Origin of the sequence: Paenibacillus sp. NPDC056579, assembly GCF_042793215.1 — a bacterium.
Classification (GTDB): Bacteria; Bacillota; Bacilli; order Paenibacillales; family NBRC-103111; genus Paenibacillus_S.
The window spans coordinates 1-22,556 of sequence record NZ_JBHTVD010000023.1 but is presented as its reverse complement, the minus strand read 5'-3'; the positions used below and the strand labels follow the sequence as shown (position 1 = coordinate 22,556).

The following is a 22,556-nucleotide window of genomic DNA, read 5'->3' as shown; positions in this document are numbered from 1 at the left end:
CCAATCAGTAAAGTATGGAAAAACATGCAGATACACCAACCATTGAATCTCTACACAACAAATCATCGAACTTTCGGCTAAGCTCAAATGGTACGAAGAGCAGTTCCGCTTAGCGCAGAATAAGCGTTTTGGTTCTTCCAGTGAGCAGACGCACCCGGATCAATTAGAGCTCTCATTGTTCAACGAAGCTGAAATGCTAGCATCACCTCTATCTTTATGTGGAGCTAGAAGCAGAAATAGAAGACCTTAAAAATATGCAGAAGATGGATCGCCTAATAATGCTAGTTACAAGAATCATTCACTTTCCATAAACATATTATCAATACCGTATTTTTCGGATGCAGCTATAAACCTTCCACAAATGAAACGATCGGTTCTTTCTTATTTACTGTCCTTTATTTTTCATAAGGGTAACTTGCTGTAGTGACGGTCTGCGATCAAACTCCGCCGTATTCCATAAACGAAATTCGTCCCCGATTTGTGTTAAAATGATTCTCTTCCGTTCCGTTGGTACATAGTTTGTAGGTGTTGTGCTTACATTCATATCCAAATCAATGCTAGTTATCTTCAATCTTTTATCACTATCCTGATACACATAATAAATACGGCCATCATAATAAGATGGAGGCGAAAGTGACTGTTTAGCCGGCTTTATTACTTTATCCTGGCCATTTTCATCGAAGATCACTTCCCCATTTGCTACATTCAGTTGTTTAATCGAAATCCCTTCAATAAGCATTAGATTATGAGTCTTCTGATTGTACGTGAAAAGTGAATACTTATTAGGCGATGTCGTCAATATCCGATGATTGTCTAAGATACCTTCGAATTCCTTTGGATTTTCAAGCTTGTACATCCTAAGACTATTCTTGTCACCAAAAATGAAGCGGGGACCTGACTCTGATTGAACGGGCAACAATATTTCCTGATCTAATCGTTGGAGCAATGTGCCAGGGCGCTGATTTTCTACGATAGTTTCATCAAGGATAACATCTCCATGTTCATTTATCTTTACTCTCTGGATTCCTTCATAATCACGGATCAATATTGAATTGTTCAATATTATTTTCATGTTGTGTGTCGCTTTATTTACCTTTAAGATTGATTTACCTTTTACAAGCCACTCCTCATTTTTGGCTATTGAAACAAAAAACTCTGTGTATTTGTAACTGGTCCCCCCATTGGAGTCATCTCTACTCCATAGTACGTACGTATATCCATTTTCTTCGTAAATAACCGGAGCGGGAACTCCATACTGTTTTGATAGATTGAGTGGATCGAAGCTATCTCTAGCAAAATAGCTTGTTTCTGTATGAAACTCAATTCCTGATGTTATCTGGACAACGCCGTCTATCTGATCCCAAGATATATTTTTAGCGGTAGCTTCACTTATAAAACGGAGCGGGACCATCGTCGTGCCATCAACTATCATTGGGGGAACCTCTATTGCTATTCGTTGGCCATTTATTGTTGCCGTTTTATTTCCAACCTGCAGTTCTATTTTCGTATTTTTCGTTGTACCGATGATTTTACGTGTCTTTTCTTCCCAAGACAGGGAGATATCCATTTCTTCGAAAATACTTCGTAATGGGACAAGAGTAGTACCTTCATATATAAATGGAGATTGCTCTGCAGTAAGTTCTTGGCCATTTACTATAACCTTAATCTGTTTTTGTTCAGCGAGCGTAACAGGCGAACCTATTGTTATAAGAAGCTGTAAAAGTAACAAGCAGCAGCCTATAATTTTCTTCATGTATGTTCATCACCCTTCATTTTAAAATAAGGAGGGGCAGAGTCAATTCCTGCCCCTCCTGCTTGTTGAGTTCCTATCTACTTCTTTTTTGCCTCCAGTACTCATCATCATCAATGATGATCTGGACATCCGTGGTTTTCTTGTACCCAGTCGGTGTCGTTGATGTAAATCGGAAGGTTATCGTTTGATTATCCCAATTTATCATCGATTCATCCCAGATACTGCCGGTCCAGACTCCATTAAAGTCCGCACCACTTATTTTTGTCATATTGGTATGGAAAGATGTTCCTAATATTTGTGATTCCGTTTTTATGACATTCCCAGTTGTGTCTGCCTTCAATAGAAATATTTCTCCAGGAAAGAAAACTTCATACCCACGTGGTTTGTCGTCCGTATTCGTTTTTGACTGATTATACTGGATCCGATTTTTATTCCATTCGTCGGTATGATTGACAAACCCTAAAAGAACCATTGTGCTAACCGGTATTATGCGAGTTAAAGTATCACTTGCTCCCTGCTGATCTGTTACTGTTAGCGTAACTTCATAGTTCCCGGGTTGAACAAACGTCAGGTATGGATCTGTTGTATAGGTACTCACATTTCCAGAAGGATCCTTAATACTCCATGCAGAGGAAATAGGATCATTATCAGGATCAGAAGATTGGTTTATTATTTGAATATGATCCCCTTCCCAAGCCGGCCCCTCTAACAGAGTACTTGGAGGATTTACCTTCCAGGTAAATTGTGCAATTGGTGGCCTGTTAATCATCATCCAAACATCGGGCGACCAGTTGGATTCTGCTCCGAATTGGTCCCATACTTTGACTTTGACGCGCATTTTCTGCCCTGTCGGGAGATCCACTGGAACGACTAAGTTGCCGCTATTCGACTGCGTATGCTGCCACACTTTGCCGCTGTCGTAGATGGTATAGTTGTTGGCCTCATTAATAATCAGGATTTGGTAGTAATCGAGCCATGCACCAGCATCAGGATCACTTTGCGTCCAGGTTAACGTTGGTCGTCTCGTATTCACTATTGTTGGATTGTCTTGCGATCCCCAAGGATAGCTCATATAAGCAGCTGGAGGACTATTCGTCACCATCCAACCGACATTACTCCATGCCGACCATGTTTCTCCATCATTGATCCGTACTTGAGCGCTATATTTCCGTCCTTGGGTAAGCTGAACGTCCATGGTCCATGCCCAGTTGCCTGCCGTCGTTCCCATGAATTTATTCGTTACACATTCGACGCAAGCGCCCCATTCCTCTTTAATGTTCAAATCAAACGTTTCGTATACGGTCCCCGGATCGGGATCCCATTGATTCCAGTAAATTGTTGGCCTTAAGCTAACCGGACTCGGGTTATCCTGCGTTCCGCTCGGGAACGTTAGATAAACGCCTGGCGGGTTGTTCGGTGCTGCTTGGCATCCGTTACAAATATCGATCGTTACTTCGTACCAGTCCGACCAAGCATTGTATTCGTCGGCCACGGCCATAGCTACAACATACGTTCCGGACTCGGTTGGCCGGATCAATTTGCCGTCTACGCGGTTGCCGCTTGGCGTGATGTAATAAAACTTTTTCTTATATATGCCGTGACTTGTTGGGTAGTCCGATTGATTTTGGCAGTTTCCGGAGTTGTAGCAGTGGTCCGGATCGTAGGAAGAATCTGACCATAATACCATTCGGTTTCCGTCCTGCCAAATGTTGAATAGCGATATCGGTCTACGATGAACGATCAAGTATTGCGTATACCAGTCTGAATATTTGGAATACCCTTCAAACATCAAGTCGCCGTTGGCGATACGGTGATCTTGGTGCGGATCGTCCGGAACGCGGTAATCGATCTTGTACACTCCGACTTTATCGAATGTGAGCGATGGTGATGTAATGGTTCGGCCGTGAAGCGAAGACAAGCCGGTTTTTCCATCCCCATAGTCCAAAAACTTCGTCGTATCGACGTGCTGATAGCTCCATTGCGTTCGAATATCTAAGCGTGGATCGTTCTCCGGTTGGTCGTTATACGTCGGATCGTATTTCACATTCGTATCGACGATGGCCGTTCCCGGCGTTGAATAGCTGCTGTCCGAATTGCTCCATTGGAAGGACATGCCTTTAAATTGGCTGCTGTCGGCTGTAGAGAATGGCCCCATCGTTCCCCACGTAAAGGTATCATCCCATTCGTCCATGATCAAACTGTTATTCTCATAGACTTTCATATTCGAACCATTAATCTTGATCCGGTATGGAACCCATGTGTCTGCTGCTGCGGTTCGGTTGACCGAAGAAATAACTATCTTGCGGCCATTCACGATTTTCACCAAATTTAGCTTTGATTTGTTCGATTCCAGTCTGTACATGTTTAGATAGTTCTGGATTCTAAAACCCATCCCTGCCGTCATGTTTACCTGATCCAAACGCGTCTTCATGCTCCAAAGGATCGTCCCGTTTGTAATCTGCTGTGAAGACGTATTGATGAGCTGGCCGAACGTGAACGGCTCATTAGATGCTGCTGGCTGATTTTCACTCGGGTTGTATCTGTATAGATATCCACCCTCGATATATTGGTTTTCAGAAACAATCGTACCGACACCGACGGTATTATCCCAAACACGCTGATTATTGCTTAGTTCATGCAGCCGGTCAACCCTTGTGGTCGTAGGCAACCAACAACCACAATCGTCATCCCAATAGGTTGTAGGCTCATCAATCGTTTTAAAGCCATAGCCATTTTGATAACTATTCGAATTGAAATTGGACATAAACTTTGGTGCTGCCCCGGTTTGATTTCCCGTTCTCAAATCGAAGTAGTATGTTTGAGCCGAGTAAAGCTCTGCAATATTTCCATCTTCCGAAATACTTGTAAGTCTTGTGTCTTGACCAAAAAAATCATGGTTGATCTTGCTTGTGCTGATCGGTATTCCTGTAAATCCGTCGATTTTTACAATGAAACTATCCCAGCTCTCTCTTACATACATGTAATAGTTCCCTTTTGCGTCCATTGAGACATTACTATAATTTCTGCCATCACTTGTTGGTGCAAGAATAGCATCGGGATACTCATTTGGATACCATGTCAATGTTGTCTGATTGGAGAATCGCAGTCCTTTAAAAGATGGGATCGTATTATACGACTCCGTTTTATACGGATTGATCAAATCCCATGGATAGTACGATTTTACCGTTCGTGTCGTTAAATTGACCTCTTTGTAATCGTCGCGGAAGCGAACTCTTGAATAATTCCCTGGTCTTGTTCCATCCGACCATGTTCCTACTTGTCCGGTCTCGGTGTAATACTGCCCACCTGAGAAATATCTGACTTCTCTTGTGCCACTGGACGCTACAACAACGTTACCGTTTCGCAAATCAGATAAGCGGTATTTCGTCCATTTCTCGATGTATATGCTGCTTGTGCCGGTCTGAATGTTTAGTACCATCAATTCATCCGTAGCATAGTTAACGTACATATTCGCAGTATAAACTTTCTCACCGAGACTTTTCGGTGCAAAGTTCGGGCTCACTACATACATGTAGTTACTGCTGTTTAAACCGATAAATGCCTCATTTCCAATTGGAGTAAAGCCGGTACGATCCAGGGGGATATTCGTTCCTCCTAATTGCAGCTGCTTGCCCTGTAGTTTGATATTGGCATCACCGATAGGAACGGAGAAAAAGCTTGTTGTGCCGGGTATTCGTTTGCCGCTGACTAACGATCCGTCAGGCCCAACAACCCATGAATTGGTCATTGACCATTTATCTAGGCTAGTATTGGTCCACCACATTAAATCATTTGGATTGAGTCCTGCGACGTTGATCGGATTAGGCTCTGTGGCTTCACCTGTTACAGTGAAGGTGACTTCCGGATTGTCGTTAATGACCTCGACAACGTAATCCTTATACGCGTCTTTTCCGTAAACTTGCGGCTCCTTTGCATACACTCTGAAATGATATTTTCCTACGCGAGTCGGATGAAATGTAAATCCGCTATTGTTGGTTGAAATCTCCGACTCATAAATATTAAATACGCCGTTATTGCTCCATTCGTAACCTACGGTCACGCGGTACGTTTCAATGCCGTCGCCGTCTGGACTGTAGGAAGCGTTTCGGAATGTCTGTGCGGAGCGTGTCATAACGCTTAAGTATTCAAATTCAATTACGGGTGGGTCATCCGGTAATACGGTAATAACGTGCGTATCCGGGGCAACCGATTTTAGTCCAATACTATCAAATACGTGAAGTGAAACGGTCACTTTACCTTCTTTGGTGAATGAGTTGCTATATCCTCCCCATGAGGAAGTGGTCCCATCGCTCCATACAGCCGAGCTGCTCCATTCGTCTCGGGCGTGATTAATCGTTCTTCCTGGGACAGGAGAGTAACTTTTCAGTGAATCCAGTGTCGGGGTTAACGGACGATTCACTTTAACTGACGTTGCCCCACTAATGACAGGGATCGGGTTCGGACCGATAACATCCAGGAATGCGCAAGTCTTATTCGACACGTTCCCTCGAAGGTCTTCGCTTTGGGCGCATACCTTGTGGAAGCCTTGCGTGCTGGCCGTGATATAGTAGTATCCTTTTTCATCATACGGCTTACTCCATCCGTACTTTGCTGGTAGGCCGCTAACCCAGCTGGTACTTTCATCAAAGAACCATTCGCGTGTATCCAAGTCATTATCCGCATCGGTTTCTTTTTTAACCCTTAATTCAACAACCGTACCTTCGGGAACAGAATCACTAATTTCAACGCCGTTTATGTACCATGCGATTTCAAGGTATGGCGGGTGATGGGACGGATCGGTGACGATTTCGAATGTCTTCGGTCCAACCTCTTCGGTAATGCCGCATGACGTGTTGATCTTCATTTTGACCGAGACGGTTCCCGTTTTAATGCCGCCACCGTACTCTTTAAAGCCGGAGTCGTATTGATAGAGATACGATTTGTCTTTCGGACTTAAATTATCTCGTGGAGCAAAGAATTTGCTTCCCTGTGAAAAAGTAAAGTTGTGGGATACGTACGTGCAACCATTCCCGCCTGTGACGGTGATACCAACAGGGAAAACATTGTTGTTTTCTCCGAAATAGATGGATGGTCTTGAGAACGTAAAGTCACCTGTAATTTTCAAGTCGGGCGGCTTTGGAGGGGGTTCGTCCGGATCACAAGGCTTGAACGTCTGCAGGAGCACATTATTCGAAGAGCTAGGTTCGTCGGATTCCAAAATATCGTTATTACTATCTACGAATACCGAAAATGTCTTCTCTCCAGCTGCAGGGAACGTATACCGTACCGTGCCGGTTTTCTTTGTGTTTGCCCCTAAGCCCCCGGTGAAGGTATGCGTCGCTATTTCCGTGCCATCAACACGAATCTGTACTTTGAAGTCCTTTGTCGTAGCTGCATCTTTATTCCATATGGTGTAAGTGAACAATGCTTCTGTTCCGACTTCGGGGCAGCCGTTCATGACAATCGATTCGACGGTAAGATCGGGTTGATCGGGTGGCGGGCCTTCTTCGGCCTCTATGTACAGCTCAGGAACAAAGTATACTTCACCACGAAAGACAAATTTCCATCCATCATACCACCGTGTTACTAATCCGCCAGTAGGAGTATCGGAAATTACTTGGCCTCGATCATTATTAAAGTGAGCCTTTACGTGGAATTTAAAAGAATTGTTTGCAACATCTACATAATCTGCTTCGGCATTAACTATGTCATCTTTACGTATAAGATGCGGAATTACCTTACTATCATTTATGTGCGAAGTTTCATATCGTATCTCATTATCATTTACATGAACGTTGGATGCTTTTTCTACTGGTATAGAAACACGATTATCCTCCTCTAAGTCGAGAAATGATATCCCAAGAGAAGTATCATGATGTATCTCAGAAATATGACTTTCCGCATCTTCCGGTCCACTTGTAACGAATGGGTCGGGAACTCTCATCATACCTGATATTGGATATTCTGCTATTTGTTTTGTTCGATAGTGTACACGTTCTTGCCCTGGGATATCATACATCCAAACATATTTGTTTGGGTCACGGAACCACTCGAAATATCCACTATAAGGCGTAGCTTCCTTAATAGCCGTTTTTTTACTGCCGATAATGGTATTTATCTTCCACTGATCACCGCCTATATTTGTAAGCTTGCTGTACTCGGTGCCTCCTGTTTTTCGTAGAAGTTTAACGCTCTTGATTATATTTCCAGGTGTCTTAGGTGTAACTGTAATTGGTGGGTAGTCATATTTGTAATAATTTGTTAAGTATCCTTCTACTTCTTCTTCTGTGGCTTTATCCTTATAAGGTGTAACAATGCTGGAACTTGGGTATTCAAGATCACCCACCTTGAAAGCTTCCGCTTTGATACTATAGAAAAATGTAAATATTATCATGAGTAGCAATGTTCTAAGCCAAAGTGTTTGTATCCTCATAGTTCACCTTATTCAGAATATTCCTTATTAATAAACCCCTCGTAAACTGTTACTGGGCTATTAGCATCGATTCCATAAAACCCGATTCTGAAAACGTCTGGGAAAACATTCGTTGATATCAATTTTCCTTTAGGCAGTATTTGATAGGTATAGGTTGTTTTATTTATTTGATCCCCTTCACTTACTTTAAAATCATTAGGATCTCTAAATTGCTTTCTTCCATTCTGATCTATAATGTATGCACCTAGAGGGGCTGTTTGATAAACTGAACCAGCGGCTTTAAGATTACCTGTATCATCAAAGAGGCGATCCATTATTCCTGTATAGCAACCGGAAATATAAAGCGTATTTTTAGGAAAGCTCTTAATATGAGTGGTTTGTTGAGATACTAAAATATAATTACTGCCTGTAATCTCTTTAATAAATCCATCAGGATCGAATACTTGAAGATCGTCGGGAACAAGTGACCTATTAGGATCGTTAGGATCATCCATGTCAACCACAACGTATTGATCTATTGAACAAGCCACATTACCGTCCCATGCAGAGCTGGTCAGAAGATCATCGCGAAAAGACCAGTTTTGCTTTATTTTTGAAAAATACCTTGGCAGCATTGATAACACGTTTGTCTTATGCCAATATATTTCCGCAGACGAAATAGCGTATTTATCCGTTGGCAGGCTGGCCCCTTCTCGAATTTTCATAATGCGGCGAATGACCGTTACCGCTTGAGCGCGGGTCGTCGGCTGATCCGGGCCGAGTGTACCGGCATCGTCCATACCATTAATAATTCCTTTTGATGTAGCCAAATACATCCATTTCTTTGCATCGTAGTTCGATTGGCCGGTAGCGCGAACAGCAATGCGTGCCATTTCTTCCCGAGAAATCGGATCGTTTAATTTATCGGAAGGAAACTCTTCAGCTACATGCAGCCCATTAGCGATTCCCGCATCCAGGTAAGGTTGATACCATTCGTTGGTCTGCGGATTCTTTTTGAATTTCAAGGCATCGACAACGAGCTTCATAAACTCCACACGGCTTACATTCTGATCCGGCTTAAAGGTGCCATCCGGATAACCGTCAACAAATCCCTGTTGAATAGCAAATTCAACTTGATCTTTTCCCCAATGGCCGTTAATATCACTCAAATTTGCAGATGCAGCTTCACTAGTGGAGTTGGTGGCTACAAATAACATTCCTAAAAATGCTACTCCCGCCAAGGTTCCCCTAATATTTCTTTTCTTCATACGTTATGTCCCCCCTGCAATACTAATATATTAATTAATATACTAATATTATAGTGTATATCCATTAATTCTCAAAACGATTTGTAAAATTAAACAATTATTACTAGAGTTCTCTTAATTTAAAAACTACATCTATAAACCTTGAACACTCCCGCCACCTATTGAGGTGGAGAATTCTTGGATAATCACGTCTAAAACGTGAAGTTGACCAAGCGATGTCTGCGGTTCCCGCAGTTTTTTTACGCGGTGGCTATTTCGCCATACGCTCGATATTGATAGCGGCATTCTCATCACGATCATGTACCGTATGGCAGGTGGGACATTCCCATTGGCGCACGGCTACGTTTTTCACATCCCGATGAAGGGTGCCGCATACATGACACGTTTGACTGGTTGGCGAAAAACGGTCAGTGTATCTCAGTGTTCGACCATACCACTTGCTTTTATAGGTTAGCTGACGTTCAAACTCACTCCAAGATGCATCTGCTATGGACTTAGCCAGCTTATGGTTCTCGAGCATATTCGCTACGGCCAAATCTTCTATGCTGATCGTTTGGTTCTCACGAATCAGCTTCGTCGATAATTTATGTAGAAAGTTTTTGCGACAGTAGGCGATTTTTTCATGAATACGAGCAATTTTGTGCTTGGCTTTACGCCAGTTTGAACCGCCCTTTGTGCGGCGAGACAAGCGCCGTTGCCAGAAAGCTAATTTCTTTTCATATTTGCGGAACCATTTCGGGTTCGCCACATGCATGCCATCAGAACCAATGGCAAAATCTTTGATGCCAAGGTCTATGCCTATGGACTTTTCATTAGGTGGCATTAACGGAATGTCCACTTCACAAAGGATGGAGACAAAATATTTGCCGGCTGCATTTCGGCGAATGGTTGCCGATAAAATCCGCCCTTCACAGGTTCGGGAATTTGCAAAACGAACCTTACCGAGCTTTGGCAACTTCACCGCATTCCCATCAACAGCAATATTCCCGTTCGTAAACTTGGTGGTATAGCTCTGAACCGGATGTTTCCTGCTTTTGAACCGTGGAGCGTTGTTCTTTTTTTGGAAAAAACGGTCAAAGCTGTCCGCAAGATGCCGAACAGCGGATTGTAACGCAATGCTGTCTACCTCTTTCAGCCACGTGAATGCTTTTTTCAGGGTAGGAAGTTGTGTCGCACACGTGTTGTAGGACAATCCTCTACCTGTATCCGCAAAGGTTTGATTCCATTTTTGACGAAAATGATTAAAGACGAATCGACAACAGCCAAACATCTGATGGATGAGTTGTTGTTGTTCCAAAGTGGGATAGATGCGATACTGATATGCTTTATGCTGTATCACGCGGACACAACCTCCTTTCTTCAAAATGGTATTTTCCATATTATAGCACATGTGTTCGTTAAGATGAATGCGATTATACCCTACCTTAGAGAAGAGGAGGAGGTGTTTTCGCAGGGTATTGATAAAAATCTTCCCATCGGCTTTTAACTACCATTTCTTCCTCCATCCTATTTCGTTTTTTAATTCCTGTTGCATCCATAACTGCACAAAATTCCATTAAACCGAAGCAGTGACCTCCTTTTACCTTTCTTTGAATGTGTGAGCTGCTGTTCGATATAATGATGGGGCTGTTAAAACTCGGTATCTTGCTTTACCTGCATTTATCGTTACAACCACTGTTGGGTCGCCTATTGCCAATGTAAAATCACCACTTGTGTGCTGATAAAGGTAAGGATATGTTGTATTTAAATCGTCAAAAAACTCAATCGAATATGTGATTTTCTCTTGCCAATAACTATTGCTTAGAGGTACAAATTGATCATCTAATTTAAGATTTTTCTTAATTACATATTCAGCGGCTACGATCCCTTTATCCTGGTCAAATTGATACCTACCTTGTGCATATTGATTTTTAACATAGTATTGAGCCGCTGCCGCTGCTGCTTCTTCAGCAACAAATTTTAAGTCATATAAATATCGCTGAGCTGTGTTATGATCCTGGCTATTTACCATCATTATTGTTGCAAGTAGTACAAGGACGATGCTCAGAATGAAGACCTTCATGGCATAAGAACCTCACTTGCGACTTCGCCTTTTTTAACGTAATTCAACCTATTGTCTGTATCAGAAATACCAAACAAACTTGGAGCGGCAATGACTTGATCAAAAGGCACCTTTACTTCATACTGAATCATTTCTCTTTGATCGAATTCATCAAGGCGGTATTTTGGTGTAGTCGTTGCTGTTACAATAACGCTGCTTTCGGGTATGTAAAGTGCAGCTGCCAGTTCTCTTTTTAGCTGGCTTATTATTTGGGGTGTAAAGTACCCAGTGGTCCTTGCTGTTTGCGCGCTTTTATGCACTATATCGTTAACTCTCGTCATTTTATAGTGGTTTGTCGTATCAACGACATATTGAAGCATGAAGAATAATAAAAATGGGATAATGGCAAACGCAACAATTATTTTCCCCATAATCAAACCTCCTTGAAGGAGTGGGGACAACCCCACTCTTAAATTGTTAAATTAATTAATCTCAATCTTCTTCATCTCAGTGATAGAACTATCACCAATCCGTGTACTTTCCGATTTAACAGTATCTCCAGTGCCACCAACCAAGTACTTGCCTGTCATAAAACCAGCAATAATAATGAATGCCAAAGCGATGATAAATTTACCCATGGTATAATTCCTCCATTGTTAGAAAGTTTTTGTTGTTTTTAAGAAATCAATAAAATATACGACAATTGTAAAATTCAACAACCCAAGAACCAACGTCAGCGAAATGACCGCTGTTAGTATATAAGAACGTCGCTGATTGAATCGCATTTTTTCCGTCTTTCGACTATCCTTAATCATATCTTGGAATAGTGCTAATTGGCCCTGTAGTTCATTAGGATGAATGGAATCCAGTTTATTAAAAAGTGAAGCAATTTTCGCTGATTCATCCGTCGGGATAGCTTGCTTAAAGTACTCGCAGGCTTCATCGATCCTCCCTAATGTCCACAAAGAAAGCATTTGATTAAATATAGGGCGTGTCGTTTTAGTAAATTTTCTTAGCTGCTCGAGAATGAAAACAGCGCCTAAAGGTTTTTTATGCTTTGTTATGGCCATATTTTTTAATTGAAGGATCGCCCTATAAATTTCTTTATTTTGCTTTGCTCGATATCCATCGATTAGGACATCTAGACAAACCTTAAACGGGGTTCTCCAGCTTAAAAAATGTGTTCGGGGAGAACTAACCAAGAACAAAGCGATCCATAAGAAAATGTGATTTTTAATCCCCCCTTTCAAAATTGAAATCAGAATGAGCACTAGCCACACACACATGATCGTATATCTGATAAGTTGATACTGGTAGGCAGAAATGCTAACTCCAGACTGCTTAAAAAGACTATTAATTTTTATGTTATCTACGCTGTTTCTAATGAGATCCTGAATTTGAACAAACCGATTCTTTTTCATTTGAATTACAGTTTGTTCTAATGCCTCTCTGTTCTTATGAAAGACATAGAATCCTGAAAGAGTAATTAGAAGAAGTACAGCATAGTAGATAATTTGGTAGTACGCCATAAATAGCCCCCACTAAAAATCATTCTTAGGTTTACGCATTAAATAGTAGATAACAACACTAATAACAAAGAGTACAAAAAAGTTTGTGAAACTTTGAAATCCATTTGGATTTCTAAACTGATATTCCCAGTATTTAGCTAGAGTGAAATTAAAGATAAAAAGAAAGGAGAGTACCGACGCAATATAAACGCAAGGAGCAGCATATTTTACCATGAAGAATGATTCCGCATTCTCCCGCTTATCCGCTTCTCGAACCCTTCTAGCTTCTTTTAGCTCCTCAATCAAATCCTGTAACGCAGGAGAAACATCATCACGGTAACCAATTGACATGTAAAAATTGTTCCCAAGTAAAGTTGACCATTCTGTATCTAGTGCGAACACAAATTCTTGTATGATATGATCCAATTCCTCAAGATTTTTCATCTCCTTGACAGCCATGCTTAGACGCAGTAACGCTCTCCTGGAGTGAGGAAAATCTTTTAAATTGGGAATACTTTGGTCTATCGCTTCAATCATGTTCAGTCCATTCATTCGATACTGATTAGAAAGTTCTGTTGTCAAACCTTCAGCCTCATAACTACCGTCAACCCTAATGGTGTGCAACCGGACACGAAGAACTACGTATGGGCTAAGTCCAAGCAGAATAGCAACCATTAACACATTTGTCCACGGCTGATGTAAACTTATAAGCAACATTGCAGTAACAAATGAAATTAAGAGTGAAATGATAAAGAAAGATGAAAGAGAGTACTGGCCTCTCTTATTGATGGTTACCGAAAGTAAATTGCTTATATGGCGCAATACAGGGTTCGAGCTATAACTCGCCTCACGGTACTCCAATGACTTATTTAGGTTCCTATATCTCTTATATTTTATTGCTACTAAATAAGAAGGTTTAATTAGCGGCGATACCACAAACCATCCAGAAATAAGAATCAATAGATAAACCAAATACCGCAGTACCTCTTCCGTAGTTTGAATCAAGGAATCACCCCCTGTTTAAAAATTTGAAGTAAGGCATCTCTGTTACATGCTCACCTTCCATTGGGAATGAATCGGATAATTTTCTTAGCTCCCTCTGAAACCGTTCTAGAGCTTCAACGTTCTCGAATTGTCCAATTTCAATTTTATCTTCGCCAATATCATACTTGAACGTCCAGTTATCTCTTAGAGGATCATACTTACAAATCTGATGGGTCGTAATTTGCAATGTACTCGGATTAAAACGAATCTCATGAATCCCCTTAAGCCTTTTTTGGTCTTTTTTCTTTAATTGAGTAAACTCAAATAAGTAATGATACGACTTCGCTACTTTTACCGTATAAGCCCAAACATCTCCACCAAATTCCTGGACTATTTCAGTTGCCGCATCATAACAAAAGTCAGCTGCAGAGGATGAATGAAATGTACTTTTAACTCTTCTTGTTCCCTTATTCGCAGATTGCACCCCAATTTTTAAAGCGACGCCATCACGGGCTTCTGCCATGATTAAATAGTCTCCATCAGCTCTCATAATTTCTTTCATGATGGATTTTAGCTCATCTCCATCAGCAACTAGTTGTATGATGGGAGCTTTCGGCATAATAACATGCAATGGAATCTCCGGATCGGTTTCAATCTGAATTCCTTCTAATGAATCGTCTTCATACGATTGCCAGGTTGTTAGAAAAGTAGTTTTTCCAGAACGAACTGCCCCAATGAAATTTACGTTAAATCCAATATCCACCATGGCCTTTAACATTGTGGTCATTTCATTGGGGATCGTTTTCCTCTTAGCCTGGGCTTCGAAAGTGAATTGCTTGACAACATACTTTCTAAACACAATCGAGGTTTCCTTAGCAAGACCATCTGCAAAGATTTTTATCCTTGTTCCGTCTAACATATAGACTTCTTCATGGTTGTCTTCCATACGTTTTTCTGGAGTTGGTAGTAAAAGGGCTGTGATTAATTGTTGTAGTCGGTCTTTACTTATGGTTTGTTCTTGTAGTACTTGCTTACCATCGATAAGAAAGTAGATTCTTTCACCGATGATCTTGCAAGATGAACTTTCAGGGTTATTTTTCCATTCATCAACACCACAGAAACCCCAATTTTCTTGAAAAATAGCCGTAACCAGATCAGAATACCAGTGTGGCTTCCACTCATGCATTAAGTTGTTTCTTTTAAGAAAATCACTGATTTTGCCTTTAAAATAATTAACTTCTTGGGTATAGCCAATAATCGCTTTTTTTTGATATAACAAAAGTTTGTCGGATTCCTCCACCTTATGTCCCTCTGTCTCCTTCCATTCCTGATTGAAGTGGATTTGAACAGCACGACATAGTTCAAAAAATCGCTCCATTTTGTTTACATTAGATTCCGATACTACCTGCTGCACATCTGTTTCTTTCAAAATGCCTTCCAAAAAGGTATCAAGAGCAAACTCTTTATAGTGAAGTTCAAGTGCCGCGACTGCCATTTTAGACCCCCATAATCCCAGCTATTAAATTCCCAATTAGCGGTTTTTTCACAGGTGTATTCGAGCTGTAATCAAGGTTCGTTTGACTGGCAATAATCTTGCACAAATCATCAATTTTGTTTACGAAAGCCTGGTTGTTGTAATGTAGTAATGATTGGTTCTCAAATTCCGCCTGCCACCCCATGTACTCCAAATTTGGAATGGCTGTAGCCAGTGTCATTTTGTAAATATCCGCGAGCTTACTATCGTTATACATTGAAACCTCTTCAATATACTTATTGATAACAATAAGAAAATCTTGTACTTTAATGTCCAAATTTCTAAGTATTTGGGATTCCACTCGATCAAACTGCTTTCTTGGAATCTCTTGCTGCGTCGTAATTAAGTATCTAAATTTAGTCGATCTTAAAGCACCGATGGTCATGCCTCGTTCAATATTGCTCCCCGCATCAATAATTACCAGATCGACGATCTTTGTCGCTAAGTCGAGAAGTATTTCAAGATGATCAGGATGATAATGGCGCAAATCAGGGATATATTTAGGACCCTGTAAAATATGAAGTGGCCCTACCTTAATGCAGGCATCCAATAATTCGTCGGGTGATAGCATTCGATTAAATAACTTGACTTTTAGTTCATCCAATCCAATACTTTCGTGATCTTTTCCTTTTATAAAATTCATTACCGGAGTATCGCCTAAAGAGATGTACATGACTTTTGCTCTGGATTGAGAAGCAAATTTTTGTGCAGCACATAGCCCAATCATTGTTGTTCCTATTTTATTATCTGCTCCAAAAAAGGTTATAACATTACGGTTCTTATAACCAAGTTCCGGAAATAACTCTTTAATTATTTTCTCAGCCACCTGTTTTGGAGTAGATAATGGTGGTATCAACGAAATTTTTCTGGTTTTACAAATTGAGCTGATGTTATTGAAGATCGTTTCATTTTCAACCTCGTGAAGGATGTAAAATAACGGTTTGATCTTCTTCTTTTCCATACTTCTTTCATTGAAATACGAAGATAAATGATTGGGGTCAATCACTTTGCTGCTTATGACCAGAACATCATACTCTATTCCTTCCTCCAGAACGTCATAAACGTCACATTCTTCGAAATGCCCTGTTTCCTGAAGAGCTAGTTGTAGATCGATATCATTACCTATTAGACTTAACTTCATTTTGTACACCATCCAATCCCTCGGAGTATCCAATCATTAATTTACTTCCACGCTTGATTGCATTTTCAAGAGTGTTCACATCTTCAATTGTTAGATTCGCCTCAACATCTTTGAGTGCAGCGCTAGCATCCAATCTATCATGGCTTCCTGTAGTAATGACCTCACGGTTGGCGGAATCTCTTACAAATGTCACTGTTGTTTGAAGCAGTTTTTTAGCATCTACACTCGCTGGTGGGGTAATGTCCGGCTTCAGCCCAATGGTAATATTACTGTCTTCCTTATTACCATCATTTGATACAGTTCTTGTCGCGTCTATTTGAATTTTTTTGTTCTCAACAGACTTAGAGAGTGCATCTGCAGATACTTCATAAACTATGACTTTATCCTTTCGGCGCAAGGTATTCGGAGCTGAGACAATCCAATCATTAGGAATTTTGAAATTGAAGTGGTTTTCGTCGGTTAACAAATCTCCTCGTTCAAAAAAGATTGCTGATAATTGTGAACGGGCAGGAATTGTTTGCTTAGCTTCTAATCCTATAATATCGTTCATATTCACTATTGCGCCTTCGATTGTCTTCCCCTTCTCGACCTTCAATGTGGTTAGCTTCTCACTAGTTATTTCAGTTCCTCGCTTTAAATCTTCCTTTGGCACTATAACTTCTTGATACAGTACCATTTCTCTTCCTGTAAATTCCCAAAAAACAACTGTGCCCGCGAGTGCAGCCATTAATAAGAAGCCAGTGATCGGTAACAAGAATGTTGTGATCTTCGAAAATCTATTATTTTTCCCTTTTGTTATCTTCATTAGGGGCCTCTCCGTTAATAAGAAATGTGATTCATAGCTACTTTGATATCGAACTCAGAACAAGGATACTTCATTAAATGATCAATTTCGTGTGCTAGACACTGTACAGCTATGAACGTATCATCTCTGTTCTTAGCCGCGATAAATTTCACTAACTTATGATTACTCCTTTCTTTTTTTAACCACTCCATCGCATCGAATTCGTTGTGATCCAAATTAACAAAACATAACGAATATACTGAATGATTAAGTGCAGCTTGCACGCCATCTAAAGTGTTCACAACTGAAACCTCTATTGTGGCACGATATGAAGTGAAATAATCTCCCACCTTACTTTCCTTATCATCAATCACAAGTACCTGGATTATATTATGTTCGTCGGTTTTTATTAGTAAGTCTTCCGAAGATGTGAGTACTACGCGATCTCTTCCCTGTTTTTTTGCCTCATAAGCAGCGTTATCTGCTAGATGTACCCATTGATCAATAGTAAGACTCTCATTCCATTCACAAACACCGGCTGAAAATGTTATAAACCTTTGCTGCCCGTCATGCTCGGCTACGGGTTGTTTATGTGCACTATGTAAGATCGATTGGACTAAACTGTAAGCATTAATAGCATCAAGATTAGGCAAAATGATTACAAACTCTTCCCCACCGACCCTAGATAGAATATCTTGCGGTCGTAGATGGTCTTGAATTAATTTGGCTAAACCAATCAGCACAAGATCACCTATTTTGTGACCAAATGTATCATTTATAGATTTAAAGCGATCGGCATCAATAAAACAAAGTGAAATAGGTGTGCTCTGACGCATAGATCGCTGTACTTGCAGTTGAATCTGGTGCTCGAAATATCGCCGATTAAACACTTTTGTCAGTGCATCATGAAAAGCGACTTCTTCGAAATTACTACTTTGTCTCAATTGCTTTTCAACACGTAAGCGTAATTCATCATAATGGATAGGTTTAATGACAGCATCTACTGCTCCCCATTCAAGCAGCTGTACTTTTCCATTAGGTGGATAGGCTTCGACTAGGGCTATTACTGGTAACCAGTTTAAATTATGTTGTTCAGAAATAAAGCGGAATAATTCTCTCTCATTACTCTCAACTTCGGAATTCAAAATTACAAGATCAAATGCTTCTTCAAGCAACATATTTTTTGCTTCAAAAATAGTGCTGCATACTGTAGTTGAATAGTGATCTCGTTCCAATTGAGTGGCCAGCAATCGACGCTCCTGTTGGTTTGGATCAATAATTAATATTCTTTTTAACAACCTTAATCACCGGTCCTAAATAACCTTGAAAATAAACCTTGCTTCTTATTCTTAAGATGTTGTAAAGGATATGAGGCAGGTACCATCTTTTTTAACATTGGATAACACGCGGCTACTAACTGGGATAAATATTCAGGGTGATCTTGAACCAACCTTCCTTCCCATATTGCCTCAATTACCTCTTGAAACGGTATGTTCGGAAGAAAACACATCGGTATTCCTTCTGGTAAGGATGATAAGGAATCAATCCATTCCTTTTTATGTTTATTTCGTGTTGGAATATTGCGATTGCCAATGAGATAAATTGACTTCCCAGTATCTTTCAATTGTTTTAAGATTGCGGTATTTCTTGCAGTATCAGGGCGACCAAACTTAGATGGGAAAGGATCAACTACAAAAATAATATCATCCGCATCACAACATATTTCTTCAACGCTTTGGTGGCCCCAATGATGCGATACATCATAGATTACAATTGGATTTTTGATGCTGGAAACTAACTTATAAGTGTGTTCATATTTCCAATCAGTATGTTTTGACATTGAAGGATTTGATGGGTACCAAGTGGTATTACCGGCCGTCCATTCGTACTCTCTTTTAAGAACCCTTCCATCCCTAATTATCTGATCAGTAACAAATTGGTATTCTGACGGTGCCGTTCTACTACCATCCAGTAGATGATAAAGTTCCGGTGTATTAATCGGTGACTCTACGAGTGCACTCATTACTCCCAAGAAATTCAGTACTCTGGTTAAAGCAATACTTGTAAATGTAGAGCCTGCAGATGGATACAAGCTCCCGACAACTATAAACTTGTTTGGAAAAACCTTGTAGCGTTCAACTTCAACTACTTCAGTTACCTTTTCGATTTTTTTGATGATTTTTGGTTTTCTGGTTTCTTCCTTAATTATTTGTTCGACTGCATCCATCATTTCGGATTGGTTTTCAGTCTTAACATACTTACCGATAATTTCTTCTAATTTCAACCGATGAGAATAAGCATGACTTTCCTTTCCTTTAGACCTCTGACTATTGTCGATATGGTCATCGGGTTCGTTGGATCCCTTTATCTTTTCAACTTCATTCTCTTTTGGTACAGCTGCTGATATCATGGCTTCCTGATCATGAAATTCAGTGACAATATCAGTAGAATCTGATGCTTCGGTATCAATATCCTGCCTTTGCCAAAAAAGGTCTTCTACAACCCCTGGTCCCAAATCTTTATAGTGTAGGCAAATGACTTTTTCGTTTTGCAAATCGTAAATCAGCGCATCTTCGTCTCTATGATGGATAAACATGATTTGGGCCTCAGGGCCTTCGGATTTCACTTTTTTTATTGTGCTTAAAAAAGCTTCATCCCCTTGAATAGCACTCTCCATAAAAATTACAATGTTCACTTCAACTGAATTCCAGATCGGAATAAAAAAATTTAAGGAGTCAATTGTCCTTGTAACCTTTCCGAAGGAACTCAACTCATCCGATAACCATTCGCTTTCATCACGATCCGGCGTTACTAACAAAATTCGATTCATCGTGCCACCTGTTTTCAAAATGTTTATCGTAAGTCGTAATACACCCTTCTACCTTCATGGAAAATAAAAAAACTCTGTGATATGTGCATCTGGTTATTGTACAAATCTTCATCCGTGACAAACCATGCGTGGTTCGCCATACCTTCTTGTTCCAAAATTTTATGTACTATCTCAGCTTTCTGAAAGGTAGAGAGCATCATAACCAGTACAGATCCTGGTTCTTCTAACTTGAAATATTGTTTGTAAAAGGCAGCCTGATATCGGACCGTTTTTAGCCAGTTATCATCATCGCGGTGACATATGAAGTAAAAGTTTAAATCCTTACCTTTGGGGGTTTTTAAAATATACCTTGCTGTTGGAACCTGCTTTTCATCCTCTAGAGATAATGAAGGATGGAACTCGAAATGAATTAGTTCAAGACCTTGTTGTAGTTTTATGTAAAATTCATTTGTCGCTATATACCTCATCCTGTAAAGCATTGTGGTCTCTTTTTTGGCTCTAGGATCTCGTGAACCTAAAAAGAAACCAAATTTGTACTTCAAAATATCTGCTCCACTAGAGCCGAGTTCATAACAACTCGGCCTGTTTTCTTGAGGATTAAAATAGCTGGTCCACTGTATTCTCCTAACCAAACCATGTTTAATCAGTTTTTTTACACGGTTCCTCGCTGTTGCCTCTCTTTCGACATCCGGAAAAAATATTCTTGAAATTTGAGATAATGTTAACCACCGATGAACAAAAATAAACTTCAAAATTTCCAGGTCTCTCTCGGTTATCCAACCTTGCTCAATTTTTTTTAAAATATACGAGTAGTCATGTTTCGTTAATGGATCCAAGTTCTGAATATATGCATGTGGATCATCCAGCAGCGGCCGCTCTTTAATACCGGTATATTGTGACTTAATAATCGGTGAAACTTCCATATTGCTTCCCCCTATAATATTTCATGTGGGAAGTTCACGATTTTGCTTCTTATTCGCCTACCTTCTGGTGCAACATTACGAATTCGCACAGCTACCGGCTTCCCTATTAACTTACCATGACTCGGCACTCGCTCTGGAAACCAAGCTAACGATTCAACACCAGGAGCAAGCTTAACAAATATTCCGACGTTCTCAACAACATCTGTGATTATCCCCCGATACGAATCGCCAACCCTGAAATTCTCTCTGACCCTTAACCACGGGTCCTCCATCAATTCTTTACGTGTTACACGAACATGTCTTTTTTCTCGATCAATGGACTTTATTTTCACAGTCAGTTCCGTTCCTAGCGGAATAAGATTACGACCCGACTCGGTCCAATCATATTCATAGTCCTGAATTGGAAGGACACAAGCAACGCCTTTTACCATAATATAAAGACGTTCATTTTCAAATCCTGAGACTGTTCCTGTACAAATATGATCTACATCCGCAGTTTCCCAAAATTCCTCTTGAAGTTCCTCAAGAGCTTGAACACGGGAAAGTAAGACAATTCCCTTCTCTTCATCAAACACTTTTACACTTTTAGGGTCTAAGCCCTGTTTTGCAACGTCAAGTACCATAAAATCAATCTTATGATCAATAAATCCAACAAGAGATCGGAACTTATGACGATCAAATTGATCCTCATGAATCATTCCTTTTAATCCATTATTTAATTCAACAATTGCACATTGCATTCTTTTTCCCAATGGCTCATGTGTTTCAACACCAATAACAACTCCCTGATGGATTAATTTCCTACGGAGTGAGGTTTTGTATTCTTGCATGGGGTTTGCTTTCAAAATTTCATTCATTTTTTTTCCTCCTTCATTTTCAAGTAAAGATTATATTGTTTTTTACTTTCAGTTTTTACAAACCCGATAAGCTCCATATCACCAATTGAGTTGCATTTCACAACTAGCGTTTTGCTCTTAAAGCAGGAGTTAATCTTTTCCTCTTCTATGTCCGTATCCCATACAAATATGTAATATCCGTTTGCCCTTTTTTTTAATGTTTGAATATCAGTTTTAATCTCAATGCCGTTTTGTTGTTCCTTACCAAGTTCTTCAGATTTAACTCCCATATCAGCAAGAACATGATTGACTGTTTTATTTTTGGTTGCCCACTCATATAAAAGCTGTGGCTTTTTCTTATGCATATGGTTAACTATGACAATAAGTGGAACAGTTTCATATAAGAATAAGCAAGTGTTATAAAAAGACTCGAGATTTGTGACATCACATGAGGGATGAGTTAATACAAAGTCCAGTTCATTAATTAGGTGCTCATTTATCAAACTACTACTCCTTTCTATCATCATTTTAATATATTATAT

17 protein-coding genes and 1 pseudogene are annotated in these 22,556 nt (G+C 40.1%); 1 reads left to right on the top strand and 17 read right to left on the bottom strand.

The genetic code is table 11. The annotated features are described in order from the left end of the window. Positions 1–46: 46 nt before the first annotated feature. Positions 47–196 (top strand): annotated as a pseudogene (locus ACFQ88_RS39015) (transposase domain-containing protein); the annotation flags it as partial. Between the two features lie 189 nt (positions 197–385). On the opposite strand, the gene ACFQ88_RS39010 reads toward ACFQ88_RS39015, so the two are convergent. The 17 genes from ACFQ88_RS39010 to ACFQ88_RS38930 form a co-directional block, all read right to left on the bottom strand. Beyond that, positions 386–1,753: a stalk domain-containing protein gene (locus ACFQ88_RS39010; protein WP_379463251.1), complete on the bottom strand. Its 1,368-nt coding sequence runs from the start codon at positions 1,751–1,753 to the stop codon at positions 386–388. A gap of 73 nt (positions 1,754–1,826) precedes the next feature. Beyond that, positions 1,827–8,186, bottom strand: coding sequence for a CARDB domain-containing protein (locus ACFQ88_RS39005; protein WP_379463237.1), 6,360 nt, complete (start codon positions 8,184–8,186; stop codon positions 1,827–1,829). An 8-nt stretch (positions 8,187–8,194) separates the two neighbouring features. After that, positions 8,195–9,433 carry an S-layer homology domain-containing protein gene (locus ACFQ88_RS39000; protein WP_379463235.1) on the bottom strand — a complete coding sequence of 413 codons (1,239 nt, stop codon included), beginning with the start codon at positions 9,431–9,433 and terminating at the stop codon, positions 8,195–8,197. A 250-nt stretch (positions 9,434–9,683) separates the two neighbouring features. Beyond that, positions 9,684–10,772: an IS200/IS605 family element RNA-guided endonuclease TnpB gene (gene tnpB, locus ACFQ88_RS38995; RefSeq protein ID WP_379463233.1), complete on the bottom strand. Its 1,089-nt coding sequence runs from the start codon at positions 10,770–10,772 to the stop codon at positions 9,684–9,686. 240 nt (positions 10,773–11,012) lie between these two features. Continuing rightward, the gene (locus ACFQ88_RS38990) at positions 11,013–11,495 is read right to left on the bottom strand and encodes a hypothetical protein (protein ID WP_379463231.1); all 483 of its coding nucleotides are present in this window, start codon (positions 11,493–11,495) and stop codon (positions 11,013–11,015) included. Continuing rightward, positions 11,492–11,905 carry a hypothetical protein gene (locus tag ACFQ88_RS38985; protein ID WP_379463229.1) on the bottom strand — a complete coding sequence of 138 codons (414 nt, stop codon included), beginning with the start codon at positions 11,903–11,905 and terminating at the stop codon, positions 11,492–11,494. The genes ACFQ88_RS38990 and ACFQ88_RS38985 overlap by 4 nt, the downstream gene beginning before the upstream one ends. A 51-nt stretch (positions 11,906–11,956) precedes the next feature. Then, entirely contained in the window at positions 11,957–12,112 is a 156-nt protein-coding gene (locus tag ACFQ88_RS38980; RefSeq protein WP_379463227.1) for a hypothetical protein, read from the bottom strand. Between the two features lie 18 nt (positions 12,113–12,130). Continuing rightward, positions 12,131–13,003 carry a hypothetical protein gene (locus ACFQ88_RS38975; RefSeq protein ID WP_379463225.1) on the bottom strand — a complete coding sequence of 291 codons (873 nt, stop codon included), beginning with the start codon at positions 13,001–13,003 and terminating at the stop codon, positions 12,131–12,133. A 12-nt stretch (positions 13,004–13,015) separates the two neighbouring features. Continuing rightward, positions 13,016–13,987: a hypothetical protein gene (locus ACFQ88_RS38970; protein WP_379463223.1), complete on the bottom strand. Its 972-nt coding sequence runs from the start codon at positions 13,985–13,987 to the stop codon at positions 13,016–13,018. 4 nt (positions 13,988–13,991) lie between these two features. Continuing rightward, positions 13,992–15,461, bottom strand: coding sequence for an ATPase, T2SS/T4P/T4SS family (locus ACFQ88_RS38965; RefSeq protein ID WP_379463221.1), 1,470 nt, complete (start codon positions 15,459–15,461; stop codon positions 13,992–13,994). Between the two features lies 1 nt (position 15,462). After that, a complete protein-coding gene (locus tag ACFQ88_RS38960) occupies positions 15,463–16,641 on the bottom strand; it encodes a P-loop NTPase family protein (protein ID WP_379463219.1) in 1,179 nt (392 codons plus the stop codon). Next, the gene (locus tag ACFQ88_RS38955; protein ID WP_379463217.1) at positions 16,619–17,446 is read right to left on the bottom strand and encodes an SAF domain-containing protein; all 828 of its coding nucleotides are present in this window, start codon (positions 17,444–17,446) and stop codon (positions 16,619–16,621) included. Before ACFQ88_RS38955 ends, ACFQ88_RS38960 begins: the two co-directional genes overlap by 23 nt. Before the next feature lie 14 nt (positions 17,447–17,460). Next, positions 17,461–18,723: a GGDEF domain-containing response regulator gene (locus tag ACFQ88_RS38950; protein WP_379463215.1), complete on the bottom strand. Its 1,263-nt coding sequence runs from the start codon at positions 18,721–18,723 to the stop codon at positions 17,461–17,463. 2 nt (positions 18,724–18,725) lie between these two features. After that, on the bottom strand, positions 18,726–20,255 hold the full coding sequence (locus tag ACFQ88_RS38945; protein WP_379463213.1) for a hypothetical protein: 1,530 nt from the start codon (positions 20,253–20,255) through the stop codon (positions 18,726–18,728). Between the two features lie 23 nt (positions 20,256–20,278). Next, entirely contained in the window at positions 20,279–21,178 is a 900-nt protein-coding gene (locus ACFQ88_RS38940) for a replication-relaxation family protein (protein WP_379463211.1), read from the bottom strand. 11 nt (positions 21,179–21,189) lie between these two features. Beyond that, on the bottom strand, positions 21,190–22,035 hold the full coding sequence (locus ACFQ88_RS38935) for a 30S ribosomal protein S1 (RefSeq protein ID WP_379463209.1): 846 nt from the start codon (positions 22,033–22,035) through the stop codon (positions 21,190–21,192). Further along, complete coding sequence (locus ACFQ88_RS38930) at positions 22,032–22,517, bottom strand: hypothetical protein (protein WP_379463207.1); 486 nt, start codon at positions 22,515–22,517, stop codon at positions 22,032–22,034. Before ACFQ88_RS38930 ends, ACFQ88_RS38935 begins: the two co-directional genes overlap by 4 nt. Positions 22,518–22,556: the final 39 nt, after the last annotated feature.